This window comes from Haliscomenobacter sp. (genome assembly GCF_041740695.1).
Lineage (GTDB): Bacteria > Bacteroidota > Bacteroidia > Chitinophagales > Saprospiraceae > Haliscomenobacter.
In genome coordinates this window covers 23,066-42,943 of the sequence record NZ_JBGSLK010000020.1, presented here as the reverse complement: position 1 = coordinate 42,943, position 19,878 = coordinate 23,066, and the positions used below count along the sequence as shown (strand labels likewise).

Annotated in this window: 15 protein-coding genes; 11 read left to right on the top strand and 4 right to left on the bottom strand. The window is 46.6% G+C overall.

Annotation, left to right across the window (positions count from 1 at the left end; translation table 11 throughout):
- Window positions 1–112 precede the first annotated feature (112 nt).
- Window positions 113–2,230 carry a polyphosphate kinase 1 gene (gene ppk1 / locus ACEW9O_RS03710; protein ID WP_373548779.1) on the bottom strand — a complete coding sequence of 706 codons (2,118 nt, stop codon included), beginning with the start codon at window positions 2,228–2,230 and terminating at the stop codon, window positions 113–115.
- A gap of 182 nt (window positions 2,231–2,412) precedes the next feature.
- Here ppk1 and sppA point away from each other — a divergent pair, with 182 nt between their 5' ends.
- The 6 genes from sppA (at window position 2,413) to ACEW9O_RS03680 (ending at window position 9,596) form a co-directional block, all read left to right on the top strand.
- A complete protein-coding gene (gene sppA, locus ACEW9O_RS03705; RefSeq protein ID WP_373548778.1) occupies window positions 2,413–4,194 on the top strand; it encodes a signal peptide peptidase SppA in 1,782 nt (593 codons plus the stop codon).
- A 198-nt stretch (window positions 4,195–4,392) separates the two neighbouring features.
- On the top strand, window positions 4,393–5,100 hold the full coding sequence (locus ACEW9O_RS03700) for a metal-dependent hydrolase (RefSeq protein WP_373548777.1): 708 nt from the start codon (window positions 4,393–4,395) through the stop codon (window positions 5,098–5,100).
- Window positions 5,088–5,894, top strand: coding sequence for a ParA family protein (locus tag ACEW9O_RS03695; RefSeq protein WP_373548776.1), 807 nt, complete (start codon window positions 5,088–5,090; stop codon window positions 5,892–5,894). Before ACEW9O_RS03700 ends, ACEW9O_RS03695 begins: the two co-directional genes overlap by 13 nt.
- Window positions 5,895–5,906: 12 nt before the next feature.
- Entirely contained in the window at window positions 5,907–6,854 is a 948-nt protein-coding gene (locus tag ACEW9O_RS03690) for a ParB/RepB/Spo0J family partition protein (protein WP_373548775.1), read from the top strand.
- A 178-nt stretch (window positions 6,855–7,032) separates the two neighbouring features.
- The gene (locus ACEW9O_RS03685; protein WP_373548774.1) at window positions 7,033–7,629 is read left to right on the top strand and encodes a DUF5683 domain-containing protein; all 597 of its coding nucleotides are present in this window, start codon (window positions 7,033–7,035) and stop codon (window positions 7,627–7,629) included.
- A gap of 89 nt (window positions 7,630–7,718) precedes the next feature.
- Window positions 7,719–9,596, top strand: coding sequence for a hypothetical protein (locus ACEW9O_RS03680; RefSeq protein WP_373548773.1), 1,878 nt, complete (start codon window positions 7,719–7,721; stop codon window positions 9,594–9,596).
- A gap of 6 nt (window positions 9,597–9,602) precedes the next feature.
- Here the strand turns inward: ACEW9O_RS03680 and ACEW9O_RS03675 are convergent, their stop codons facing one another.
- The 3 genes from ACEW9O_RS03675 to ACEW9O_RS03665 all read right to left on the bottom strand — a co-directional run bounded on the left by ACEW9O_RS03675 (window position 9,603) and on the right by ACEW9O_RS03665 (window position 12,156).
- Window positions 9,603–10,862 carry an RNA polymerase sigma factor gene (locus ACEW9O_RS03675; protein ID WP_373548772.1) on the bottom strand — a complete coding sequence of 420 codons (1,260 nt, stop codon included), beginning with the start codon at window positions 10,860–10,862 and terminating at the stop codon, window positions 9,603–9,605.
- A gap of 4 nt (window positions 10,863–10,866) precedes the next feature.
- The gene (locus ACEW9O_RS03670; protein WP_373548771.1) at window positions 10,867–11,226 is read right to left on the bottom strand and encodes a YciI family protein; all 360 of its coding nucleotides are present in this window, start codon (window positions 11,224–11,226) and stop codon (window positions 10,867–10,869) included.
- Between the two features lie 96 nt (window positions 11,227–11,322).
- Complete coding sequence (locus ACEW9O_RS03665; protein ID WP_373548770.1) at window positions 11,323–12,156, bottom strand: HAD-IIA family hydrolase; 834 nt, start codon at window positions 12,154–12,156, stop codon at window positions 11,323–11,325.
- A 208-nt stretch (window positions 12,157–12,364) separates the two neighbouring features.
- On the opposite strand from ACEW9O_RS03665, the gene ACEW9O_RS03660 reads away from it, so the two are divergent.
- From ACEW9O_RS03660 to ACEW9O_RS03640, 5 genes are all read left to right on the top strand, one after another.
- Window positions 12,365–13,036 carry an MCP four helix bundle domain-containing protein gene (locus ACEW9O_RS03660; protein WP_373548769.1) on the top strand — a complete coding sequence of 224 codons (672 nt, stop codon included), beginning with the start codon at window positions 12,365–12,367 and terminating at the stop codon, window positions 13,034–13,036.
- A gap of 36 nt (window positions 13,037–13,072) precedes the next feature.
- The gene (locus tag ACEW9O_RS03655; protein ID WP_373548768.1) at window positions 13,073–15,133 is read left to right on the top strand and encodes a S8 family serine peptidase; all 2,061 of its coding nucleotides are present in this window, start codon (window positions 13,073–13,075) and stop codon (window positions 15,131–15,133) included.
- A gap of 522 nt (window positions 15,134–15,655) precedes the next feature.
- Entirely contained in the window at window positions 15,656–16,609 is a 954-nt protein-coding gene (locus ACEW9O_RS03650) for a glycerophosphodiester phosphodiesterase (protein WP_373548767.1), read from the top strand.
- 102 nt (window positions 16,610–16,711) lie between these two features.
- Window positions 16,712–17,254 (top strand): hypothetical protein, encoded by a 543-nt coding sequence (locus ACEW9O_RS03645; protein WP_373548766.1) that lies wholly within the window; start codon window positions 16,712–16,714, stop codon window positions 17,252–17,254.
- 90 nt (window positions 17,255–17,344) lie between these two features.
- On the top strand, window positions 17,345–19,756 hold the full coding sequence (locus tag ACEW9O_RS03640) for a TonB-dependent receptor domain-containing protein (protein ID WP_373548765.1): 2,412 nt from the start codon (window positions 17,345–17,347) through the stop codon (window positions 19,754–19,756).
- Window positions 19,757–19,878 lie beyond the last annotated feature (122 nt).

Here is a 19,878-nt window from a genome sequence, read left to right as displayed (position 1 = left end):
TGTTGCTTAAAAATTTGGATATGAATGATTAGTGCATTTTTTTCACTTTTCACTTTTCACTTTTCACTTTTCACTTTTCACTTTTCACTTTTCACTTTTCACTTTTCACTTTTCACTTTTCACTTTCTTCAAGCTTCCGCTTAGCCATATAATACGTATCCACCTGAGAGCGACAAGGGAAATCTCCTTCCACTTTATTGCGTTCGTTTGACAGGTTTTTGTCCAATACTCTCGCCTTCACGTTGTCGCTCAGTTGGACGTTGATGTAGTCCAAAATGTCGCGTTTTACTTCAGGATCATAAATTGGAAAAGCCGTTTCCACGCGGAAACTCAAATTGCGGGTCATCCAATCAGCAGAAGACAGATAAACTTTTTGCTCGCCACCGTGATGAAAGATAAACACCCGGGCATGCTCCAGGTAGCGATCCACAATGCTGATCGCCTTGATGTTTTCACTGAATCCTTTGACTCCAGGAACCAATGAGCAGATGCCCCTTACGATCATGTCAATTTTTACACCCGCCCGACTGGCTTCATACAATTTTTTGATCATGGGCCGATCCTGGATGCTGTTGATTTTAATGATGATGCTGGCTGGTTTTCCTTTTTTGGCCTGGGCAATCTCGTAGTCGATTAGTTGTTCAATACCCGAACGAAGGTTGAACTGGCCGACCAAAAAATGTTTGAATTCTTGCTGAGGCACTTTTACTGTTTCCAGGTAGGTGAAGATCCGGGCCACCTCAGAAGTGAGACGGGTATCTTTGGTGAACAGGCCAAAATCACTGTACACTTTGGCGGTGCCTTCATGAAAATTCCCGGTTGACAAATAGGCATAAAAGGCAGGGCCACCGCTTTCCATGCGCCGCACCAAGGCCAACTTGGCGTGTACTTTTACGCCGGGAAAACTGTAATTGACGTGCACGCCCGCTTTTTTTAACTTTTCACCCCAGCCCAAGTTCGCTTCTTCGTCAAAACGTGCTTTTACCTCAATAAAAATCGAAACCTGTTTGCCATTTTCAACGGCGTCCATCAAGGCTTGCAGGATTTGGGAGTTTTTTGCCACCCGGTATTGGGTGAGTTTGATGTGGGTAACCAAGGGGTCTTTGGCCGCATCTTCAAAAAATCGAATGACCGCGGCATAGGACTGGTAAGGGAAGTTGAGCAGCCGGTCTTTTTCCGCAATTTTGCCAAACAAGTCATGCTCTGTATCTTCTAGCAGCTTACACTCTAGGGTGGGTAAAACCGGATTTTTTAAGTGATTCATCCCAAAGTCGGGAAACTTAAAAAAGTCGAAATTGTTGTGGTAACGACCTTCCCTGAGCGTGTCGTATTTTTCCAGGGCAAATACCTCTTTAAGGACGTCGAGCATGGTTAGAGGTATCTGCCGGTCGTAAACAAAACGTGAAGTAGACCCCACCTGGCGTTTGTTGAGGCTGCTGCGGATTTTTTGCACCAGATCACCCGAAAATTCATCATCGATGTACAATTCGGCATCCCGGGTCAACTTGATTGAAAAGGTATCTTCAATGGCATACCCCGGAAACATCCAGGACACACTGTGCCGTACAATGTCGTCAAGCAAAATTATATCGTTCCGGCCTGGTGCCGAAGGAGGCAGGTGGATGAAACGCGGCAACTGATCCGAAGGCATTTTTACCAGGGCATACTCGTCGGGCGCATCGGGGTTTTCGATGGGTTTGAGCCAAAGGGTGAGGTACAAGGCCGCATTGTTCAAAAAAGGGCGGATGCGTTTTTGGTGCAACAACACGGGTTGTACGAAGGGCAACATGTTGTCTTTGAAGTAGGCTTCGACAAACTGTTGTTGTTCCTCGTTGAGATCCAAACGGCGCAGCAGGAAAATTTTATGATCCTTCAATTCGGGAATGATCATTTCATCAAAAACCTTACTAAAAACTTCCTGTTGTAAGTTGACGATTCGCCGAATTTCCTTAATGGCCGATTTGGGGTCGTACTCCAGTTCTTGCTTGGTGCTTTTGCCCACCCGGGCCAAATGCCGATGGTAAGACATGCGCACCTTGAAATATTCGTCGAGGTTTGAAGAATAAATGGCCAGGAACTTCAAACGTTCAAACAGAGGCACACTGGGATCCATGGCCTCCTGCAAAACGCGGTAATTGAACGAAAGCCAACTAATGTCGCGATGGATATAAGGCAAACCATCTTTGGTCTCCTGAAAATCTTTGAGTGGTTTTAAGTCTATGCTGGTCACTGCGGGTATTTTGTGTATGAACGGGGTAAAAATAGAATTTAATGAGGGATGACCAACAAAAACCACTTTAATTAATTGTAAGGAAAGCAATCCATCTTCCCGGTTTTGGTGCATTTCATCTAAAAAAAGGTTAACCTACGTCCATTTTAGCTATTTTTCGCCAGTTCGCAAAACATTAAACTATGGGACAATTTTTCAAGATGTTTTTTGCCTCCTGCTTGGGGGTATTAGTGGCTTTAGGTGTGTTGTTTTTCGTCGGTATTGCCATTGTTGGTGCAATTGCCAGCAGTGCCGAAAAAACCGAACCCGTAGGCCCCAACTCAGTACTTCGCCTCACCTTTGATCAGCTTACCCCTGAACTGACCAATAACGTGGAGTCGGTTTCTTTTTCCGACCTCAAAAAAACCAAGGTTTTAAGTACGCACGATGTGGCTGCTGCCATCCGCCGTGCCGCCGATGACGACAACATCAAAGGTATCCTTTTGGAACCTGAAATGGCTGCTTTTAATGGCTTCGCTTCGGCCCGCACAGTGCGTCAATCCATTGAAGATTTTAAGAAAAAAGGCAAATTTGTAGTTGCCCACGGCAAATTTTTTACCCGGGGCAGTTATTATGTAGCATCGGTGGCCGACGAAACTTACATCAACCCCAGCGGTTATGTAGAAATCAATGGTTTCGCGGTGCAAGCGATGTTCTACAAACGGATGTTGGACAATTTGGGCATCAACATGCAGATTTATTACGCTGGGAAGTTCAAAGGAGCTACCGAGCCCTATCGTTTGGAAAAATTCAGCCCCGAAAACAAACTCCAGTACCGAGAATTTTTGGGTGACTTTTACGATGTTTTCCTGAGTGATTTAGCCAAAACCCGCAAAAAATCCAGCGCTGAATTGCGCAGTATCATCAACCAGGGCCTGGCAGATACCCCAGAAAAAGCAGTTCAATACGGCTTGTTCGACAAAGTGATGTATCGCCAGGAATTGATGGAGCAAATCAAGAAAAAACTAGGCTTGGACAAAGATGAAGACGTAAAATTTGTCAACATCAATCAATACGATCAGGCTCGTCCCGCGAAAAGCAATTACAAAGCCAATAGCAAAATTGCAGTGCTTTACGCCGAAGGCACTGTACTGGATGGCAAAGGCAGCAATGGCTCGATTGGAGACACACGTTACGTAAAGGCCATCGAAAAAATGCTCGATGATGAAAAAATAAAAGCCATTGTACTCCGCGTCAACTCGGGTGGAGGTAGCGCCCTGGCTTCCGAAAACATCTGGTACGCGCTGACCAAAGCCAAAGAAGCCGGCAAACCTTTGGTCGTTTCCATGGGGGATGTTGCTGCTTCTGGCGGTTATTACATTGCCTGTATGGCCGATTCGATTTTCGCGGAACCCAACACCATTACGGGTTCAATCGGGGTGTTCCGCATAGTCCCCAGCATCGAAAAAATGATGGCCAATAAACTGGGCATTACCATGGACTCGGTGAAAACCGGCCCATTCGCCCTCGGCCTCAATGTGATGCAGGACATGTCGCCAGAAGAAGCCCGCCGGGCTCAAGCCTCCACGGAAGAGATGTACGCGCTCTTCCTCAAGCGGGTAGCTGATGGCCGCAAAATGAGCACCGAAGCAGTCAATGAGATTGCCCAAGGCCGGGTATGGAGCGGGGTAGATGCCCGCAAGATCGGACTGGTAGACAAATTGGGTGGCTTAGATCAGGCCATCAAGTCTGCGGCTAAATTGGCCAAAGTGAAAGATTACCGCACGGTGAGTTATCCTTCCATCAAAGACCCCATCCAGCAGTTGCTAGAAGAATTTCTGGGTGAAGGCAGTGATGATGAGGCCAAAATGGGCAAAATGGTGAAAAAGGAATTCCCTGAGTTGTCACCGATGTTCGAGTTTTACATGCAAATGAAGAAGTCACATGGGTTTCAATCCAGATTACAGGTAGTCGTTCCGTTTTAATACTGAAGTGCATCTTTGGTGTCTTATGTTTCTTAGGTTGTGAAAATAAAATACCTGCGAAGCAGGTTATGCTTTCACCACCTAAGAAACCTAAGACACCAAAGATACACCTAAGAGTTGAAATTTTGCGTTTGAGCATTTGAAACCACCCAAAGAAAGTGTTTCTTTAAGCCTCCAAATCCTCAAACCAAATCAACCATGCAGATCACCTACTACGGCCAGTCTTGTTTTCTGGTCGAAACTGTGGGCAAAAAACTACTTTTTGACCCCTTCATTTCTCCCAATCCACTGCAAGCCGATCAGGCTGCAACCCTTGTCAACAGCATTCAAGCCGATTACATCCTGCTTACCCACGGGCACGGCGATCACGTAGCTGATGCCGAAACCATTGCCAAACGTTGTGATGCCACTATCGTTTCCAATTACGAAATTGTTACCTACTATCAGGCGAAAGGCATCAAAGGCCACCCGATGAACCTGGGCGGCAGCTGGAATTTTGATTTTGGCAAGCTCAAAATTGTCAATGCCGTTCATTCCAGTGTACTGCCCGACGGCACTTACGCCGGAAATCCCGGCGGTTTTGTGATTTCCAATGCGGAGGGGACCTTCTACCACGCTGGGGATACCGCTCTGACCTGGGACATGAAACTCCTCCCGATGATTTGCCCCAAACTAGATTTTGCTATCTTCCCCATCGGCGATAATTTCACCATGGGTATTGAAGACGCCATCCTCGCATCCGACTTCATCGACTGCCCTAAAATCATCGGCTGCCACTACGATACCTTCGGTTACATCAAAATCGATCATGCTTCCGCACAAAAAGCTTTTGCTGCTAAAGGAAAAGAGTTAATTTTGCTGCCGCTTAATGAAAGCTGTACAATTGAAAGTTTATGGGAAAAGTAATCACCATTGCCAATCAAAAAGGTGGAGTGGGTAAAACCACCACCGCCATCAACCTGGCGGCAAGTTTGGCTATACTAGAAAAAAAGGTATTGTTGATCGACTCTGATCCGCAGGCCAATGCCTCTTCGGGGGTAGGTATTTTGCCAGGTGAAGCCGAAGCCTCTCTCTACGATTGTTTGATCAATGGTATGGATCCCATGGACGCCATTTATGAAACCGATACCCCCAATTTGCACCTCTTGCCTTCCGATATCAACCTGGTTGGAGCAGAAATAGAACTGGTAGGCCGTCCCAATCGGGAGTTTTTTATGAAAAAAGTGGTGGAGCAACTTCGTGGATATTACGACTACATCTTCATCGATTGTTTGCCTTCCCTGGGAATGGTGACCGTCAACGCACTTTGCGCAGCTGATTCGGTGCTGATTCCAGTACAATGTGAGTTTTTTGCGCTGGAGGGTTTGTCCAAATTGCAAGACAGCATCAACCTGGTCAAACGCACCCTCAACCCCAGTTTGGCCATTGAAGGGATTGTGTTGACTATGTACGATCCCCGCCTACGTTTGGCCAATGTAGTGGTCAAAGAGGTACGAGACATCTTCAAAGAGCGGGTTTTTGATACCATCATCCACCGCAACGCCCGGATTGGCGAAGCCCCCAACATGCACATGCCTGTAGTGTTACTGAATGCGGGCAGCAAAGGAGCCATCAATTACCTGAACCTAGCCCAGGAATTCCTGGTGCGCAATGGCGATTTGAGTGTAAACAAAACGATTAACGAACCCGTAGCGGATTAATGAATTAAGGACATGGCTAAGAAAGTAGTTCGGAATGAACCTGGGAAAAAGGTCACCCGGGATAATTTGGGTGCAGGGTTACGGGCAGTTTTTTCTGCTGATAAATTGGAAGAGGCAATTGAGCTTAATCAAGATGAATTAGTCAATGAATTAATGGCTAATTTCTTAATGATTCCAATTGAGCAAATTGAAGGCAATATCAATCAGCCGCGTAAGGATTTTACAGAAGTTGAACTAAATGAACTAGCTGATTCCATAAAGACCCATGGGATCATCCAACCCATTACAGTACGTCGTCTAGAACCAAAAAAATATCAAATCATTTCCGGGGAGCGGCGATTTAGAGCTTCCAAATTGGCTGAATTGACTGAAATTCCAGCATACATCCTGAAAGCTGATGACACTTTGATGCTGGAAATGGCTATTCTGGAAAACATCAAGCGTCAGGATCTTAACCCAATGGAACTTGCCAACTCTTATGCTCGACTAATTTCGGAATTTCATCTGACCCATGAGCAATTATCAGAAAGACTAGGCGTCAATCGACCTTCGATTACCAATTTTTTAAGGTTGATAAATCTCCAAAATGCTACTAAAGCTGCTCTGAGAGATGGTTTAATTACCCTGGGGCACGGTAAGGTATTGGCTGGAATTGAGTTTCCTTCAACCGAATTGTTTTTATTACAGGAAACGATTGAAAATGGTCTTTCTGTCAAAGCGCTGGAGACATTACGGGACTCAATAAATGCTCCAAAAACAAAAAAAAGCGCGGGAAAGTCAAAGGATTTGCCCGAAGAATACCAAGCAGTTCGCAAAAAAATTCGTGCCACTTTCGGGATTGGTTCCGTACAACTTAAAGTGAATGCTGAAGGTAAAGGTCAAGTCGTGATCCCTTTTGCCAATACCAAAGCCTTGAATGAACTTCTGGACATCCTGGACCGCCTAGAAGAAAACCATTAACATTTCCACAAGAAGCATTTTGGCCTTTTGCCTACTCTAACTAGTGGGGCAAAAATAAGCGCTCATTTTTCCTGAGCCAGAGGATTAGATAAAACACTTGAAATGAAACGTTTACTTATCTAATCCTCTGGCAAAATGAGCACTTATTTTTTATCGCCCTAAGCAAACTGACTGTATTATGAAGGCTCTGTTCATTGTGGTGTTGACGGTATTTTCTAGTTCCCTTTTTGCCCAACAAAAGGATACCCTTCCTGCGGCTACTCCTCCGCAGGAAAAAGTGCAAATGATCTTTATGGACAGCGTCAAGCTGGCTCGGAAAAACCGACTGCCTGTGCCGAAAAAAGCGCTGCTTTATTCGTTGGTCTTACCCGGCGCAGGGCAGGTCTACAATGGCCGTTGGTGGAAGGCACCCATTGCTGTGGGGGCATTAGGAGGCATTGCTTATGTGTTTTACTCCAATAATGACCTATACCAGCGTCTAAAAACAGCCTTGGAGCTGGAGCTACAAGACAAAACGCACGAATTCACTTCTTTCAACCTTGGGGTGAATGGCCTGCGATCGAACCGCGATTCCTATGATAAAAATCGCCAAGCATCACTTGCCGGAATAGTAGCAGTTTATGGGTTAGTGGCCATCGAAGCTTTTGTCGATGCTCATTTACAAAATTTTGACATCAGTGAGGATTTAAGTTGGCGAATAAAGCCTACCTTTCAGACTGATCCCCGCTCGGGAATGGGCGGCCCCGGGATCGGAATTGTATTTTTAGTAAGATAACTTTAATGTGCTAATGTGACAATTTGCTAATGTGCTAATAAAGCCGACATTAGCAACTTAGCAAATTAACACATTAGCATATTGAACTAATGCAAAAGCGCAAAATCTTCAAAATTGGTATCGCCATGGCTGGTGCCGTTTCGGCTGGAGCCTATACTGCTGGGGTAGTTGATTACCTGTTGGAAACCCTCGAAAAATGGGATCGCGCCAAGAAGCTCAACGAAGAAGTTGGGGAGGAAAGTCCCATGTACGATTTTTCGGTGCCGATGCATGATGTGGTCATCGAAGTGATCGGCGGTGCTTCGGCTGGGGGGATGACCGCCGCTATTGCGGCTCTGGCCATGTTTGAAGGCATCAAACCCATCAACGAATACAATCCGGAGAAAAAGCACAATAAACTTTACGACTCCTGGGTCAACCTCAACGACGCGCAAGGTTTACCCACCATTGAGCAGATGTTACAAACCGGAGACATCCTGGCCAACAACGAAGTGCAATCTTTACTCAATTCCGACCCCATCGATGCCATTGCTGACAATGCAGGCGTCCTGGCTCAAATCCAGGACTTGCCCGAATACATCTCCGCCAACTTACAGATCATCCTTACCATCACCAGCCTGCGAGGTGTACCCGTAGCGGTTAATTTTTTTGACACCAAAATTCGGGAAGAGCTTAAAAAACTGGAACAGGAGGGTGCAAAAGATGTGTTCAGCGCTTCCGATGCCAAATACCAACCCGCTCACCGGATGTACGTGCACAAGGGCATCGCTCATTTTATGGTGAGTCGCACTCCTGGGCAGTACCGTCCACCTCATGTGGTTCCCTTCCAACCGGAGGAAGAAAACGACCGAAAATTGTTGTTGGAATGTGCCAAAGCAACAGGTGCCTTTCCACTGGGTTTGCGGGCCCGCGCACTGGATAACATCCACCTGGATTACATCAAGGCGATGATCTACCGCATGTTTGGTTTGCACAAGAACCCCAAGTTGGAACAAGCGATCGATATTACGGCAGATAGTGATCCTTTCAACCTGGTAGCGATAGATGGAGGCACCATCAACAACGAACCTTTTGGCGAAATCATCGAGGCGGTTGAAGAAAAATGCCAGGCCGAAGGCAACCCTTACGCCATCATCATGATCGATCCCTTCCCCAATTTTGCCGAAGACAAAACCAAAAAATACAAAAAACCCACCTCTCTACTCGACTTGATTCCCAATATTTTTGGGGCCATTCGGGCGCAGGCGATGGTGAAAGAAAGTGATTTGATGCGGGGTTTGTCAGGTGATGCAACTCGCCGGATGATTTTTCCCAAAAAGAATGACGATCCGTATCCAATTGCCTGTGGCGCACTGGATGGCTTCGGCGGTTTTTTTAGCCGGGAATTTCGCGAGCACGATTTTCATCTGGGGCGTTACAATTGCCAAAAGTTCCTGCGCAAACATTTCACCATTTCACTGGATAAACTGGAAACAGCTAAGGTGTTCAGCGATTGGAAAAGTGATGGCCGCGATCCTCGGCATGAACGCTTTTTTGTACCCAACGACCTGGGTGGCCCGGGGTTTTACCCTATTATTCCGGATATGGGCATCGCCAACATGGCCAACAGTGAGTACCACGAGCCATATTTGCCCGAACCCGTCAAGTTGAAGATTCGTCCAAGCGAGATTTTTAGACTAGATCCTTTATTGGGCCAAAGGTTCAAAACAGTATTGGACTATATTTTTGCCTTGAATACCCCTCCTGATGACCATTACAACAAGCCTGTGCACAAAGATGTGGACCATTTGATGAGGCAATTTTATGGCAAAAAGGAAAAAACAGCAAATCAGCCTTCTTTTTTTAAAAGCATCTGCCTGTGGGCCTGGCGGACCTTCCTGACGCGGATGTTGGGTAAAAACATTGCCAAACGGGCAATCAAGATTATTTTGCTGGACTTCCGGGAGCGGGATATGTTGGATATGTAAGGTCCCTTAATCCATACAGTTGTTGATTTTATCCTGGATGACTTTGTTTTCGGCGGGTAAGGTGACCAATGTTAATGCCTTTTGATAGGCAGTCAAAGCTGCGGATTTATCTCCCTGTTTTTGATAAAAATCGCCCAAGGCGGTATGCCACAAATACTGCTTTTCCATCCCCTCAATTTTTGACAAAGCTTCAATACCCGCTTTAGGTCCATCGGCATAACCCAAGGCAATGGCGCGATTGAGGGCTACGATAGGGGAGGGCTGCACTTTCATCAGCAAGTTGTAGCAATAATAGATGGCTTGCCAATTGGTTTGGGCAAAACTCTGTGCCACCGCATGGTAGGAAGCAATGGCCGCCTCCAAATGGTAAGCACTGATTGCTTCACCACAGCTGGATTGTTTAAAATGCTCGTAAGCCAAGGCAATCAATTGCCGATTCCAGCGGCTGCGATCCTGGTACTCCAGCAGTACAATCTCTCCCTCGGCATTGAGGCGGGTATCCAGGCGGGCTGAATGGAAACACAGTAAGGCCAATAGGGCGTGGGTTTTGGGCAAATTACTCAGCGGATGACGTGCTAACAAAGCCCCCAGGCGAATGGCTTCGGCACACAGTTCGCGGCGCACGACCGCATCGTCCGAAGCAGATTTGTAACCCTCGTTGAACAACAAATAGACGGCGTGCAACACGGCATCCAAACGGGGAAGAATATCAGCACCAGCCGGAACTTCCAGCGATAACTTTTCCTGACGGATTTTTTCTTTAGCGCGGTACAAACGTTTGCCAATGGAATCACTGGGCAGCAAAAAAGCAGCGGCAATTTCCTCCGTACTCAAGCCACACAAAGTACGCAGCATCAAGGCCAACTGCGATTCCAATGGAATCGCTGGATGACAAGCCGCAAAGAGCATGCGCAACTGCGCATCTTCAATTTCGGTGTCCAAAAAATAGGCATCTAGCCAATGGCTAGCTTCAGGGTCGGATTCCTCCTGGCGGATGGCCGGAGCAATACGCTCCCAAAAATTGCGCTCGCGGCGCAGGTAATCAATGGTACGGTTTTTGGCAGCGCGGTACAACCAGGCTCGGGGATCACTGGGCAACCCTTTGAGCTTCCAGCTTTCCAGCGCAGCAATCAGGGTCTCTTGTACAATGTCTTCGGCAATTTCGACCTGGCTCAAGCCAAATAATTTGGTCAATACCGCAAGCATCTTTCCCGACTCGTGTCGGAAAAGATGCTCAACAGTACTGTGGACCGGCTGATCAGCCATATACTCAGGCTTGATTAAAAACCTGAATGGCCCGAACTTCCACTCGTCCTTCGATCTCGTAAATGGGGCAGCCTTTCGACAACTCGATGGCTTCTTCGAAACTGGAAGCTTGCAAAACGAGGTATCCGCTGACCAACTCCTTGCTTTCAACAAAAGGGCCGTCGGTTACCACGTGTTTGGAACCAGAAACGACCTTGCCTTCTTGTTCCAACGCTTCGGCGCCTACCAGTTTGCCTTGAGCGGCAATGCCCCCAATCCAGCTGTTCCATTTGTCCAACTCAGCCTGCATAGCTTCGGGCGACATTTCTTGATAAGCAGATTCAGTTGCCGTAGTGTTGCGAAACAGGAGCATGTACTTTTCCATTTTTTTTGGTTTAAAGTTAAAAAATTAATCAACATGCCCTGTTGACGAACAGCGGTTAAAGAATCGGACAAGACCAGAAACTTTTTTTATTGGAAATTAATTTTGCACCATCAACTTCCCATTCATCCCAGCCTGCCCATGCAAAAAAGAGCTTGGCCCTTCCAGCCATTCATCCAGGTCGAGTTCACCTACGGTGTCAACGATTAGGTCAGGCGCAAAAGCGTAGGATTTCAAATCGGCTCTTTTGGATACCCCAGAAAGGGTGAGGATGGTACGATACCCCATTTGAATACCACCCAGAATATCGGTATCCATGGTGTCGCCAATGATAGTGGTGTTTCCCGTTTGGAGGCCCAGTTTTTTGCGGGCTACTCGCATCATGACTGGGCTGGGTTTGCCCACCGAAAAAGCTTTGACACCCGTCGCCTCTTCAATCATGGCTACTACAGATTTGATGCCCAGGTTTGTCCAACCCATGGTTTTGGGCGAAGGATCCAGGTTGGTGGCGATCAGTTTGGCTCCATCCAGAATCATGTCCACCGCGTGGTTGACCATTTCCAGTGTAAAGTTGCGTCCTTCACCTACCACTACAAAATCGGGATTTTGGGTGACCAGGGCATAACCATGTTCATGCAAACTGTTGATCAAGCCACCTTCACCTAGCACATAGGCAGTTCCTGCCGGTTTCATTCGCGCCAAAAACCAGCCCGTTGCAATGGCGCTGGTGAATACATTGTCTTCTTCAACCTCGATGCCAAGGCCAGTAAGTTTATTCACGACGTCACGCGGTGTGCGTTGACTGTTATTGGTCAAAAAGAGGAAAGGAATGTTGCGTTTCTGCAATGCTTCGATGAACTTGTCGGCCCCAGGAATCAGGTGATTTCCACCATAAATAACTCCATCCATGTCGATCAAAAAACCTTTGTTCATGCGTAATGTTTTGATTATCAAAAATGTTGGAAATCAATAAGATCCAACACGATGCTAAATATGAATACAAGGTAGTCGCGATTTTGTTCCGGTTCCAGCAGGTATTTAACGCATTTCGATGCTTGATTGACCAAAATTTGCTTTTTTCCCACAAAAAAGAGTTGTAACTTTCCCTGTGAACAATCTTGCTTGTAAAAAGGGGATGAATATGAAATGGACCTATGGCATTCGGCAAAAAGCCACCGCATCAGTATTGCTCGCGTTGGTATTGGGATTGGTGATGTGGAACAACCTGGTTGAAAGATCCCAAATCCGCCGCTTGGACAAATCCTTCTCTTCCATGTACGAGGATCGATTAATGGCGGAGAGTTACCTGTTTCAGTTGTACGATCAATTGCAGCAAAAAAGTGAACTTTTCCAGGCCAGTTTGCTGGGCAATCACCCTGCGACGGACAAATATGATTTTGATCAGTACCAACAGAAATTGAACACCATCATCGATAAATATGAAAAAACCCATCTCACCACAGAAGAAGCAGCCACGTATCAACGTTTTAAGGCTATCCTGGCCAACATGACGGCAATTGATGCCCAAGTGATGGCTCAAACGAAACGCCACGGACTGGTTCAGGCCAATTTGATCGAAACGAGCGAAGCAAGCACCGCAAAGGCATTTGCTGTGTTGACCGAGCTCTCCGAGATTCAAACGACCGAAGGGCAAGTTTTGCGTAGCCAATCCAAACGGATTATGCTGGGTAACATTTCCTCCTCTTACTTTGAAATGGCCATTTTGGTGATCATTGCCTTATTGATACAAGCATTGGTATTGTCGTCCAAAACTTTACAGCTACCGAAAACGCAAGGCTCAAATTTGAACTAATACCCGGGGCTTAAGTGCTCCTAAAACCCAAACACAATGTATTCTATTCGTTACGGAGGCCGCGACGGCCAGCTCGTTCAATTGGTTGAAGCCACCGACCTCGTGGTGGTGCGTACTCAAACAGGCAAATCTTTGGCAGATGTCAAGCTATCGGAAGCTTCCCGGGAAGCTGCTTCCGCTTTATCACCAGTGGCGGCTTTCCCAGAAGCAGATGTTGTGGTGTACAAAATTTTGGAAGCCAAGCGCTCTTTGGTCAAAGCCTTGCGCAACACGATTCGTCGGCTCTTCAAAGAAGAACCGAGCATTCGTTTTGCCGGACGGGTATTGAAAGATGCCCAGACAGGTACCATATATGTATATACTGAAAATTTTTTCGTCAAATTTAAAGACGAAATTTCTCCCGAACGTTGTGAAGCCATTCTAAAAGAGCAGCAATTGGAGATTGCCGAAAAACTCACTTTTGCTACCAATGCTTATTTCGCCAAAGCACCCGAAGGCACGGGTTTAGATATTTTTAAAATCGCCGAAACTTTGATCGAGTTGCCGGAGATGGAGTATTGCCATCCCGAGTTGGTACAAGAAAAACGCTCTAAGTCCATTCACCCCATGCAGTGGCACCTGATCAATACCAAAATCAACGGCAGTACCATCGAACAAAACGTGTATGCTGAGGACGCCTGGAAGATAAGTCGTGGGCTAGGCACTACTATTGCCGTAATCGACGATGGGATAGACATCGATCACCCCGAATTCAACCAGACAGGAAAAGTGGTCGCTCCTCGTGATACCATTCGCAATACAGATGACCCACGCCCACGTGGCTTTGGTGACAACCATGGTACTGCTTGTGCAGGAGTGGCCTGTGCCGCGGGTGTTGGCAAAGCGACAGGAGTAGCGCCGGAGGCGAAATTAATGCCCATCCGTTCGGGTGGACTAGGCTCCATGGCGGAGGCAAAAGCCTTTGCCTGGGCTGCCGACAACGGTGCCGACGTGATTTCCTGTAGTTGGGGACCCGCGGATGGTGACTGGAGCAACCCCAATGATCCCATGCACTTGATTAATTTTCCGCTGCCGGACAGTGCGCGTTTGGCCATCGATTATGCGCTAAAAAAAGGACGTAAAGGAAAAGGTTGTGTCATCGTGTGGGCGGCGGGTAATGGCAACGAAAGTGTTGACCTGGATGGTTATGGGGCTTATGCACCGATTATTGCGGTCGCAGCCTGCAACGACCGAGGCAGACGCAGCGTGTACAGCGACTTTGGGAAAGCCATCTGGTGCGCCTTCCCGAGCAATGATATTTTTGCACCGAATCTTGAACCTACCCGCCCCCTGACTCCAGGTATTTGGACCACGGATCGGATGGGGGGGAGAGGCTACAACGTTGGAGTCAACAATGCAGAAAACACCATTGGAGATAAAGAAGGCAATTACACCGCTACTTTTGGCGGTACCTCGAGCGCTTGCCCCGGTGTAGCCGGAGTAGTTGCACTGATGCTATCAGCCAATCCAGAGTTGAGTGCAAGCCAAGTGAAAACCCTCATCAAATCTGCTTGTGATAAAATTGACTCAAGTGGCGGCAGTTACGATGTTCAAGGACATAGCCAGCTTTACGGGTATGGCCGCATCAATGCACTCAAAGCAGTGCAAATAGCAAAAAATAGCGGAACGACTCCATTGGGAGACCTGAACATAAGTGGTAAGGCTTTTTTCAATCGGGAGTCCAGCGTGGTGCTGCAAGAGGGGCAATGGACCAAAGATGCTTTTGCCAGCAATCGATTGTTGGGCCTGGAGCTCAAAGTGGAACCTGAAAGCAGCAATATCGGCATTCAATACCGCCTGTTTATTCAAAAGTTGGGTGCGACCGCCTTTGTGCAAAATGGTGCTTTTGCAGGTACAGAAGACGCCAGACGTAAAGTAATTGGTTTTCAAATTTCCTTGTTGGGGGCCCAGGCTAGTCTGTTTAAAGTGCAGTACTGGGCTAAATTGCAGGGGAGAAGTTCGATGGTTTCAGCGGAGGATGGCGCAGTGTGTGGAACCTCTGGCTTGAGCGGAAATGCTATCCTTGAAATCAAAGTGGAGATCAAAAAAATGTTCTAACAACCCAAAAACAGTTTTTTTGACATATATGACGCATTTATGATAATTCATTTTGGCTTTTTATTGCTTAAATTTTAACTTTTCAAGTGGAATTTGTGTTCAATAAAGCATTGAAAATCTGATATTTGATGATAAAATGTATGAATTTAAGACGCTTTTTTCTCGATTTAATTTTATTTAAAAATCTTGATTTTTAAATAAAAAGTAGTCTTATCTTTATGTCGCACTTTGAACACTGAAGAACATGCTGAATATTTGGCACTGAACACTTTACTACAATTTAGTTCTATGAAAGTCTTTGCTACTAACAAACACCCGTACCAATGGTGCAAAAAGGGGATTGTAGTGGTGGATATTATTGCTCCACTACTTTAAATCGACCCTTACAAAACCAGTCCCCATCTACACTGTATCTTGACAACACGTTACCTGATGTACTGAATGACTTTTGTTTTGATTTTTTTAATGAACATTGATTACTCCCTTTAAATTTTTTATATCCTTGTATGCAAAAAACAAGGTATGAAAAATGTGCTAGAACAAAGTTCCACCCTTTCCTTTCCCTTCCTATTCACAATCTTCCTATTTTGTTGCTCAGCTTGTCATTCCTCAAAAAGCGCAGTGAGCAATACAAAAATACAAAATACATTTGATTGGCAAGGCCACCGCGGTGCACGAGGTTTGGCCCCTGAAAATACATTGCCAGCTTTTTTAAAGGCATTGGAATTTCCGAGTATTCAAACTTTGGAACTGGACCTTGCTGTGTCGGCCGACAAACAGGTGTTGATCTCACATGAGCCCTGGATGTCGGCCGCTATTTGTTCTACCCCTGCTGGCACAGCGGTCAAAGCAGAAGACGAAAGTAAACTATTGCTGTATCAGCTACCCTATGCGGAAATAGCCCAATACGACTGTGGCCGGAGAGGAAATGAACGTTTCCCTGAACAACAAGCGATGGCCGCGCATAAACCGCTCCTGAAAGAAGTTGTACAAGCGGTACAAAACTACTGTGCCAAAAACAAACGAAGCCTGCCGAGCTACAACATTGAAATCAAAAGCCAGCCTGATTGGGATGGAAAAAGAACGCCCCCTCCAGCCGAATTTGTCAAGTTGGTGCTTCATGAAATCCAAAATCTTGGTATCACCAACTCCTGCTGCATCCAATCCTTTGATCCTCGGGTATTGCGCGAAGTTAGGGCTATTGCACCTAAAATGACCCTGGCTTTATTGGTGGAAAACCGCCGTGGGATGGAAGCCAATGTGCAAGAACTTGGCTTTACGCCCAATATCTATAGTCCTTACTTCGCCTTGCTTTCGGCTGAAGTTGTTCAAAAGGCTCACACTATGGGTATGCAAGTGATCCCTTGGACAGTCAATGAAACCAGCGCAATGCAAAAACTGATCGAGATGGGGGTAGACGGGATCATTACGGATTATCCCAATCGAATACCTGGGGAAGTGAAAAGTGAAAAATGAAAAGTGGAAAGCTGTGTTTTGAAATAAAAAGCACGCTTTGTATACAATCGTTTATATTTGCTTTACACCACTGGTTTTATTGATTTTGGCTAAAATACAAGCTTGAAAAAACTGTCTGGCATATTCCTTTTGGCTTGTTTGAGCCTGCCTGTACTGGGTACTTACACCTGGTTACACTTTCAAAAGTTGAGGGTCAAAAAGGAAGTGAAACAGGCAATGATGCAAGGGATGAGCAGGGAACGTTTGGTGCGTTTGGCATTTACTGAAGGGCAGGTTGATACTTTACTACGGTGGGAACATGCCAAGGAATTTGAGTTTCAAAACCAAATGTACGATGTGCTGGAACAAAAGAAGCAAGGCGATTCCATGGTCTACTGGTGTTGGTGGGATCAGGAAGAAACCCTGCTGAACCGGCATTTGGACGACCTTGCCCAAAAAGCCTTCACTAGTGATCCTCAACAACAAAAGGCCCAAGATCAACTCTTCCAGTATTTTAAATCCATTTATTATACTATTCCAGATGCCTTGAAGTCATTCCTTTCTCACTCTCTGGATGATTTTGCCCAAAGTCAAAATTGGAAAGTAAAAAACGGTCATCAATCCTGGAAACAACCGCCGCCTTCTCCACCACCCAAACTGGTGTAAACCCTCCATGTTTTTAGTTTAGATTTCGTTCAGGCACGGTGTTGTACCTGAACCTAATTTTATTTGATGGAACTGTTTACACCAATCAACATGAAAAGACTATTCTTTACTTGTATAGCCTTTTGGGCCCTATCTTTTGTTTCTGCACAGGTGATCACCATACAAGACGGCGAAAGTAAGCTGCCACTGGAAAATGCCACCCTTTCGAGCAACAATCCTAAAATACTACTGACCACCAATGCCAAGGGACAGTGTGACATTGCTGCCTTAGCTGGGGCTGAAAAAATTGAAATCCGCTATTTCGGCTACAAAACACTTGCGACAAGTTTTACCGAATTAACGCAGGCAAACTACCTGATTGTTCTCAACTCCACCCGGATTTCACTCGATCAGGTGGTCATCTCGGCCAGTCGCTGGAACCAAAATCAGCGCGACATCCCTTCCAAGGTGAGCACCATTACGAGTCGGGAGGTAGCCTTACAAAATCCTCAAACCGCTGCCGATTTGCTCGGGGCTTCTGGCGAGGTTTTTATCCAAAAAAGCCAGCAGGGTGGGGGTAGCCCCATGATTCGGGGTTTTTCTACCAATCGTTTGTTGTATGCCGTGGACGGCGTGCGGATGAACACCGCCATTTTCCGCAGTGGCAATTTACAAAACGTGATTTCATTGGATCCCTTTGCCACTGAGCGCACCGAGGTGTTTTTTGGCCCGGGTTCGATCATTTATGGCAGCGATGCCATTGGAGGGGTGATGAGTTTTGAAACCTTAAGTCCCAAACTGGCTACTGATGAAAATACGCTCATTACGGGCAAGGCCACGAGTCGGTTTTCCTCGGCGAACAAGGAAAAAACCGCTCATTTTGATGTGAATGTAGGTTGGAAAAAATGGGCACTGGTAAGCAGTTTTTCCAGTTTTGACTACGGCGACCTGCGCATGGGCCGTTTTGGGCCTGATGAATACCTACGACCATTTTATGTACAAAGGCAAGGCACCACCGATATCGTAGTGACCAACGATGACCCACTCGTACAGCGGCCCACGAGCTACACCCAAATCAACTTGATGCAAAAAGTGCGCTTTAAACCTTCCGAAAATTGGGATTTTCAATACGCGTTCCACTATTCATCGACTTCGGATTATTCCCGTTATGATCGGCACATTCGCCTGCGCAATGGTCTGCCCCGCAGTGGTGAATTTTATTATGGCCCGCAGGTGTGGGCGATGAACCACCTCAACATCAGCCATTCGGCCAAGGATGGGCTGTACGATCAAATGACCATTCGCCTTGCTCACCAGTTTTTTGAAGAAAGTCGGGTAGATCGGGATTTGAACCGTACCGAGCGGCGCATTCGGGTGGAAAAAGTGCAGGCCTCTTCACTAAACCTGGATTTTACCAAAACCCTGGGCACCAGTGGCCAATTGTACTATGGCCTGGAAGGGGTGATTGACGATGTCGAATCATCAGGTACCAATGTAGATGTTTCTAACAATAAGTCGGTTGTTGGCCCTTCTCGGTATCCACAATCCACTTGGTCTTCCTATGCGGCTTACTTGAATTATCAATGGAAAGCTGGTGAAAAATTTGTACTCCAGGGAGGGCTGCGCTACAACAACTTCGCCTTGGACGCAGATTTTAGCAACAACCTGGCTTTTTATCCCTTTCCCTTTTCCACCGCAAAACTGGACAATTCAGCTTTGACAGGTAGCCTCGGGTTTGTGATTAACCCCAATGAGGACTTGAGCATTCGGGCCAATGCTTCTACGGGTTTCCGTTCTCCAAATGTGGATGATGTAGGAAAAGTATTTGATTCTACGCCAGGCTCGGTGGTTATCCCCAATCCTGACCTCAAAGCAGAATACGCCTACAATTTCGAGTTGGGTATAGCCAAAGTTTTTGGAGAGGCCCTGAAAATTGACCTAACCGGCTTTTACACCACTTTGGAAAATGCCATGGTCCGACGGGATTACACCCTCAATGGACAAAGCCAAATCGATTACAATGGAATGCTAAGCCAGGTGCAGGCCATTCAAAATGCAGCGGTGGCCAACGTAATCGGTTTGCAGGCGGGTTTGGAATTGAAAATTGCCAAAGGTCTGTCTTTTTCCTCCCAGTTTAACCTGCAGGATGGTGAAGAAGAATTGGACAATGGCGAAAAAAGCCCCTCACGGCATGCGGCACCTTGGTTTGGTATTTCTCGCTTGAATTTCACCGCAAGTGGACTCAATTTGCAGTTTTATGCCCAATACAGTGGTGAGGTGAGTTACGAGAAACTATCAGAAGAAGGCAGAGCTACCGATTATATTTATGCCATCGACAAAAACGGTAAACCTTACTCTCCGAGTTGGTATACCTTCAATTTTAAGGCACTCTATCCGCTTTCGGAACGGTTTACGCTCACGGCCGGGGTGGAAAATCTCACAGATCAGCGGTATCGGCCGTATAGTTCGGGGATTGTGGCACCGGGAAGGAATTTGATTTTGGCCCTGAGTTTGCATTGGTGATTGGTGTGGGCGACCATCGTTGGGGCGGCCCTATGTGGCCGCCCATCCGGATTAATATGCACTCCTCGTACGGGCGGCCCTTTGTGGCCGCCCGCCTACGTGGCCGCCCAGGGGCGACCACA

Excerpts from the sequence above, each read along its gene's own strand:
- sppA (WP_373548778.1), top strand. The coding sequence starts at position 2,413 with ATGGGACAATTTTTCAAGATGTTTTTTGCCTCCTGCTTGGGGGTATTA.
- ACEW9O_RS03700 (WP_373548777.1), top strand. The coding sequence starts at position 4,393 with ATGCAGATCACCTACTACGGCCAGTCTTGTTTTCTGGTCGAAACTGTG.
- ACEW9O_RS03695 (WP_373548776.1), top strand. The coding sequence starts at position 5,088 with ATGGGAAAAGTAATCACCATTGCCAATCAAAAAGGTGGAGTGGGTAAA.
- ACEW9O_RS03690 (WP_373548775.1), top strand. The coding sequence starts at position 5,907 with ATGGCTAAGAAAGTAGTTCGGAATGAACCTGGGAAAAAGGTCACCCGG.
- ACEW9O_RS03685 (WP_373548774.1), top strand. The coding sequence starts at position 7,033 with ATGAAGGCTCTGTTCATTGTGGTGTTGACGGTATTTTCTAGTTCCCTT.
- ACEW9O_RS03680 (WP_373548773.1), top strand. The coding sequence starts at position 7,719 with ATGCAAAAGCGCAAAATCTTCAAAATTGGTATCGCCATGGCTGGTGCC.
- ACEW9O_RS03675 (WP_373548772.1), bottom strand. The coding sequence starts at position 10,862 with ATGGCTGATCAGCCGGTCCACAGTACTGTTGAGCATCTTTTCCGACAC.
- ACEW9O_RS03670 (WP_373548771.1), bottom strand. The coding sequence starts at position 11,226 with ATGGAAAAGTACATGCTCCTGTTTCGCAACACTACGGCAACTGAATCT.
- ACEW9O_RS03665 (WP_373548770.1), bottom strand. The coding sequence starts at position 12,156 with ATGAACAAAGGTTTTTTGATCGACATGGATGGAGTTATTTATGGTGGA.
- ACEW9O_RS03660 (WP_373548769.1), top strand. The coding sequence starts at position 12,365 with ATGAAATGGACCTATGGCATTCGGCAAAAAGCCACCGCATCAGTATTG.
- ACEW9O_RS03655 (WP_373548768.1), top strand. The coding sequence starts at position 13,073 with ATGTATTCTATTCGTTACGGAGGCCGCGACGGCCAGCTCGTTCAATTG.
- ACEW9O_RS03650 (WP_373548767.1), top strand. The coding sequence starts at position 15,656 with ATGAAAAATGTGCTAGAACAAAGTTCCACCCTTTCCTTTCCCTTCCTA.
- ACEW9O_RS03640 (WP_373548765.1), top strand. The coding sequence starts at position 17,345 with ATGAAAAGACTATTCTTTACTTGTATAGCCTTTTGGGCCCTATCTTTT.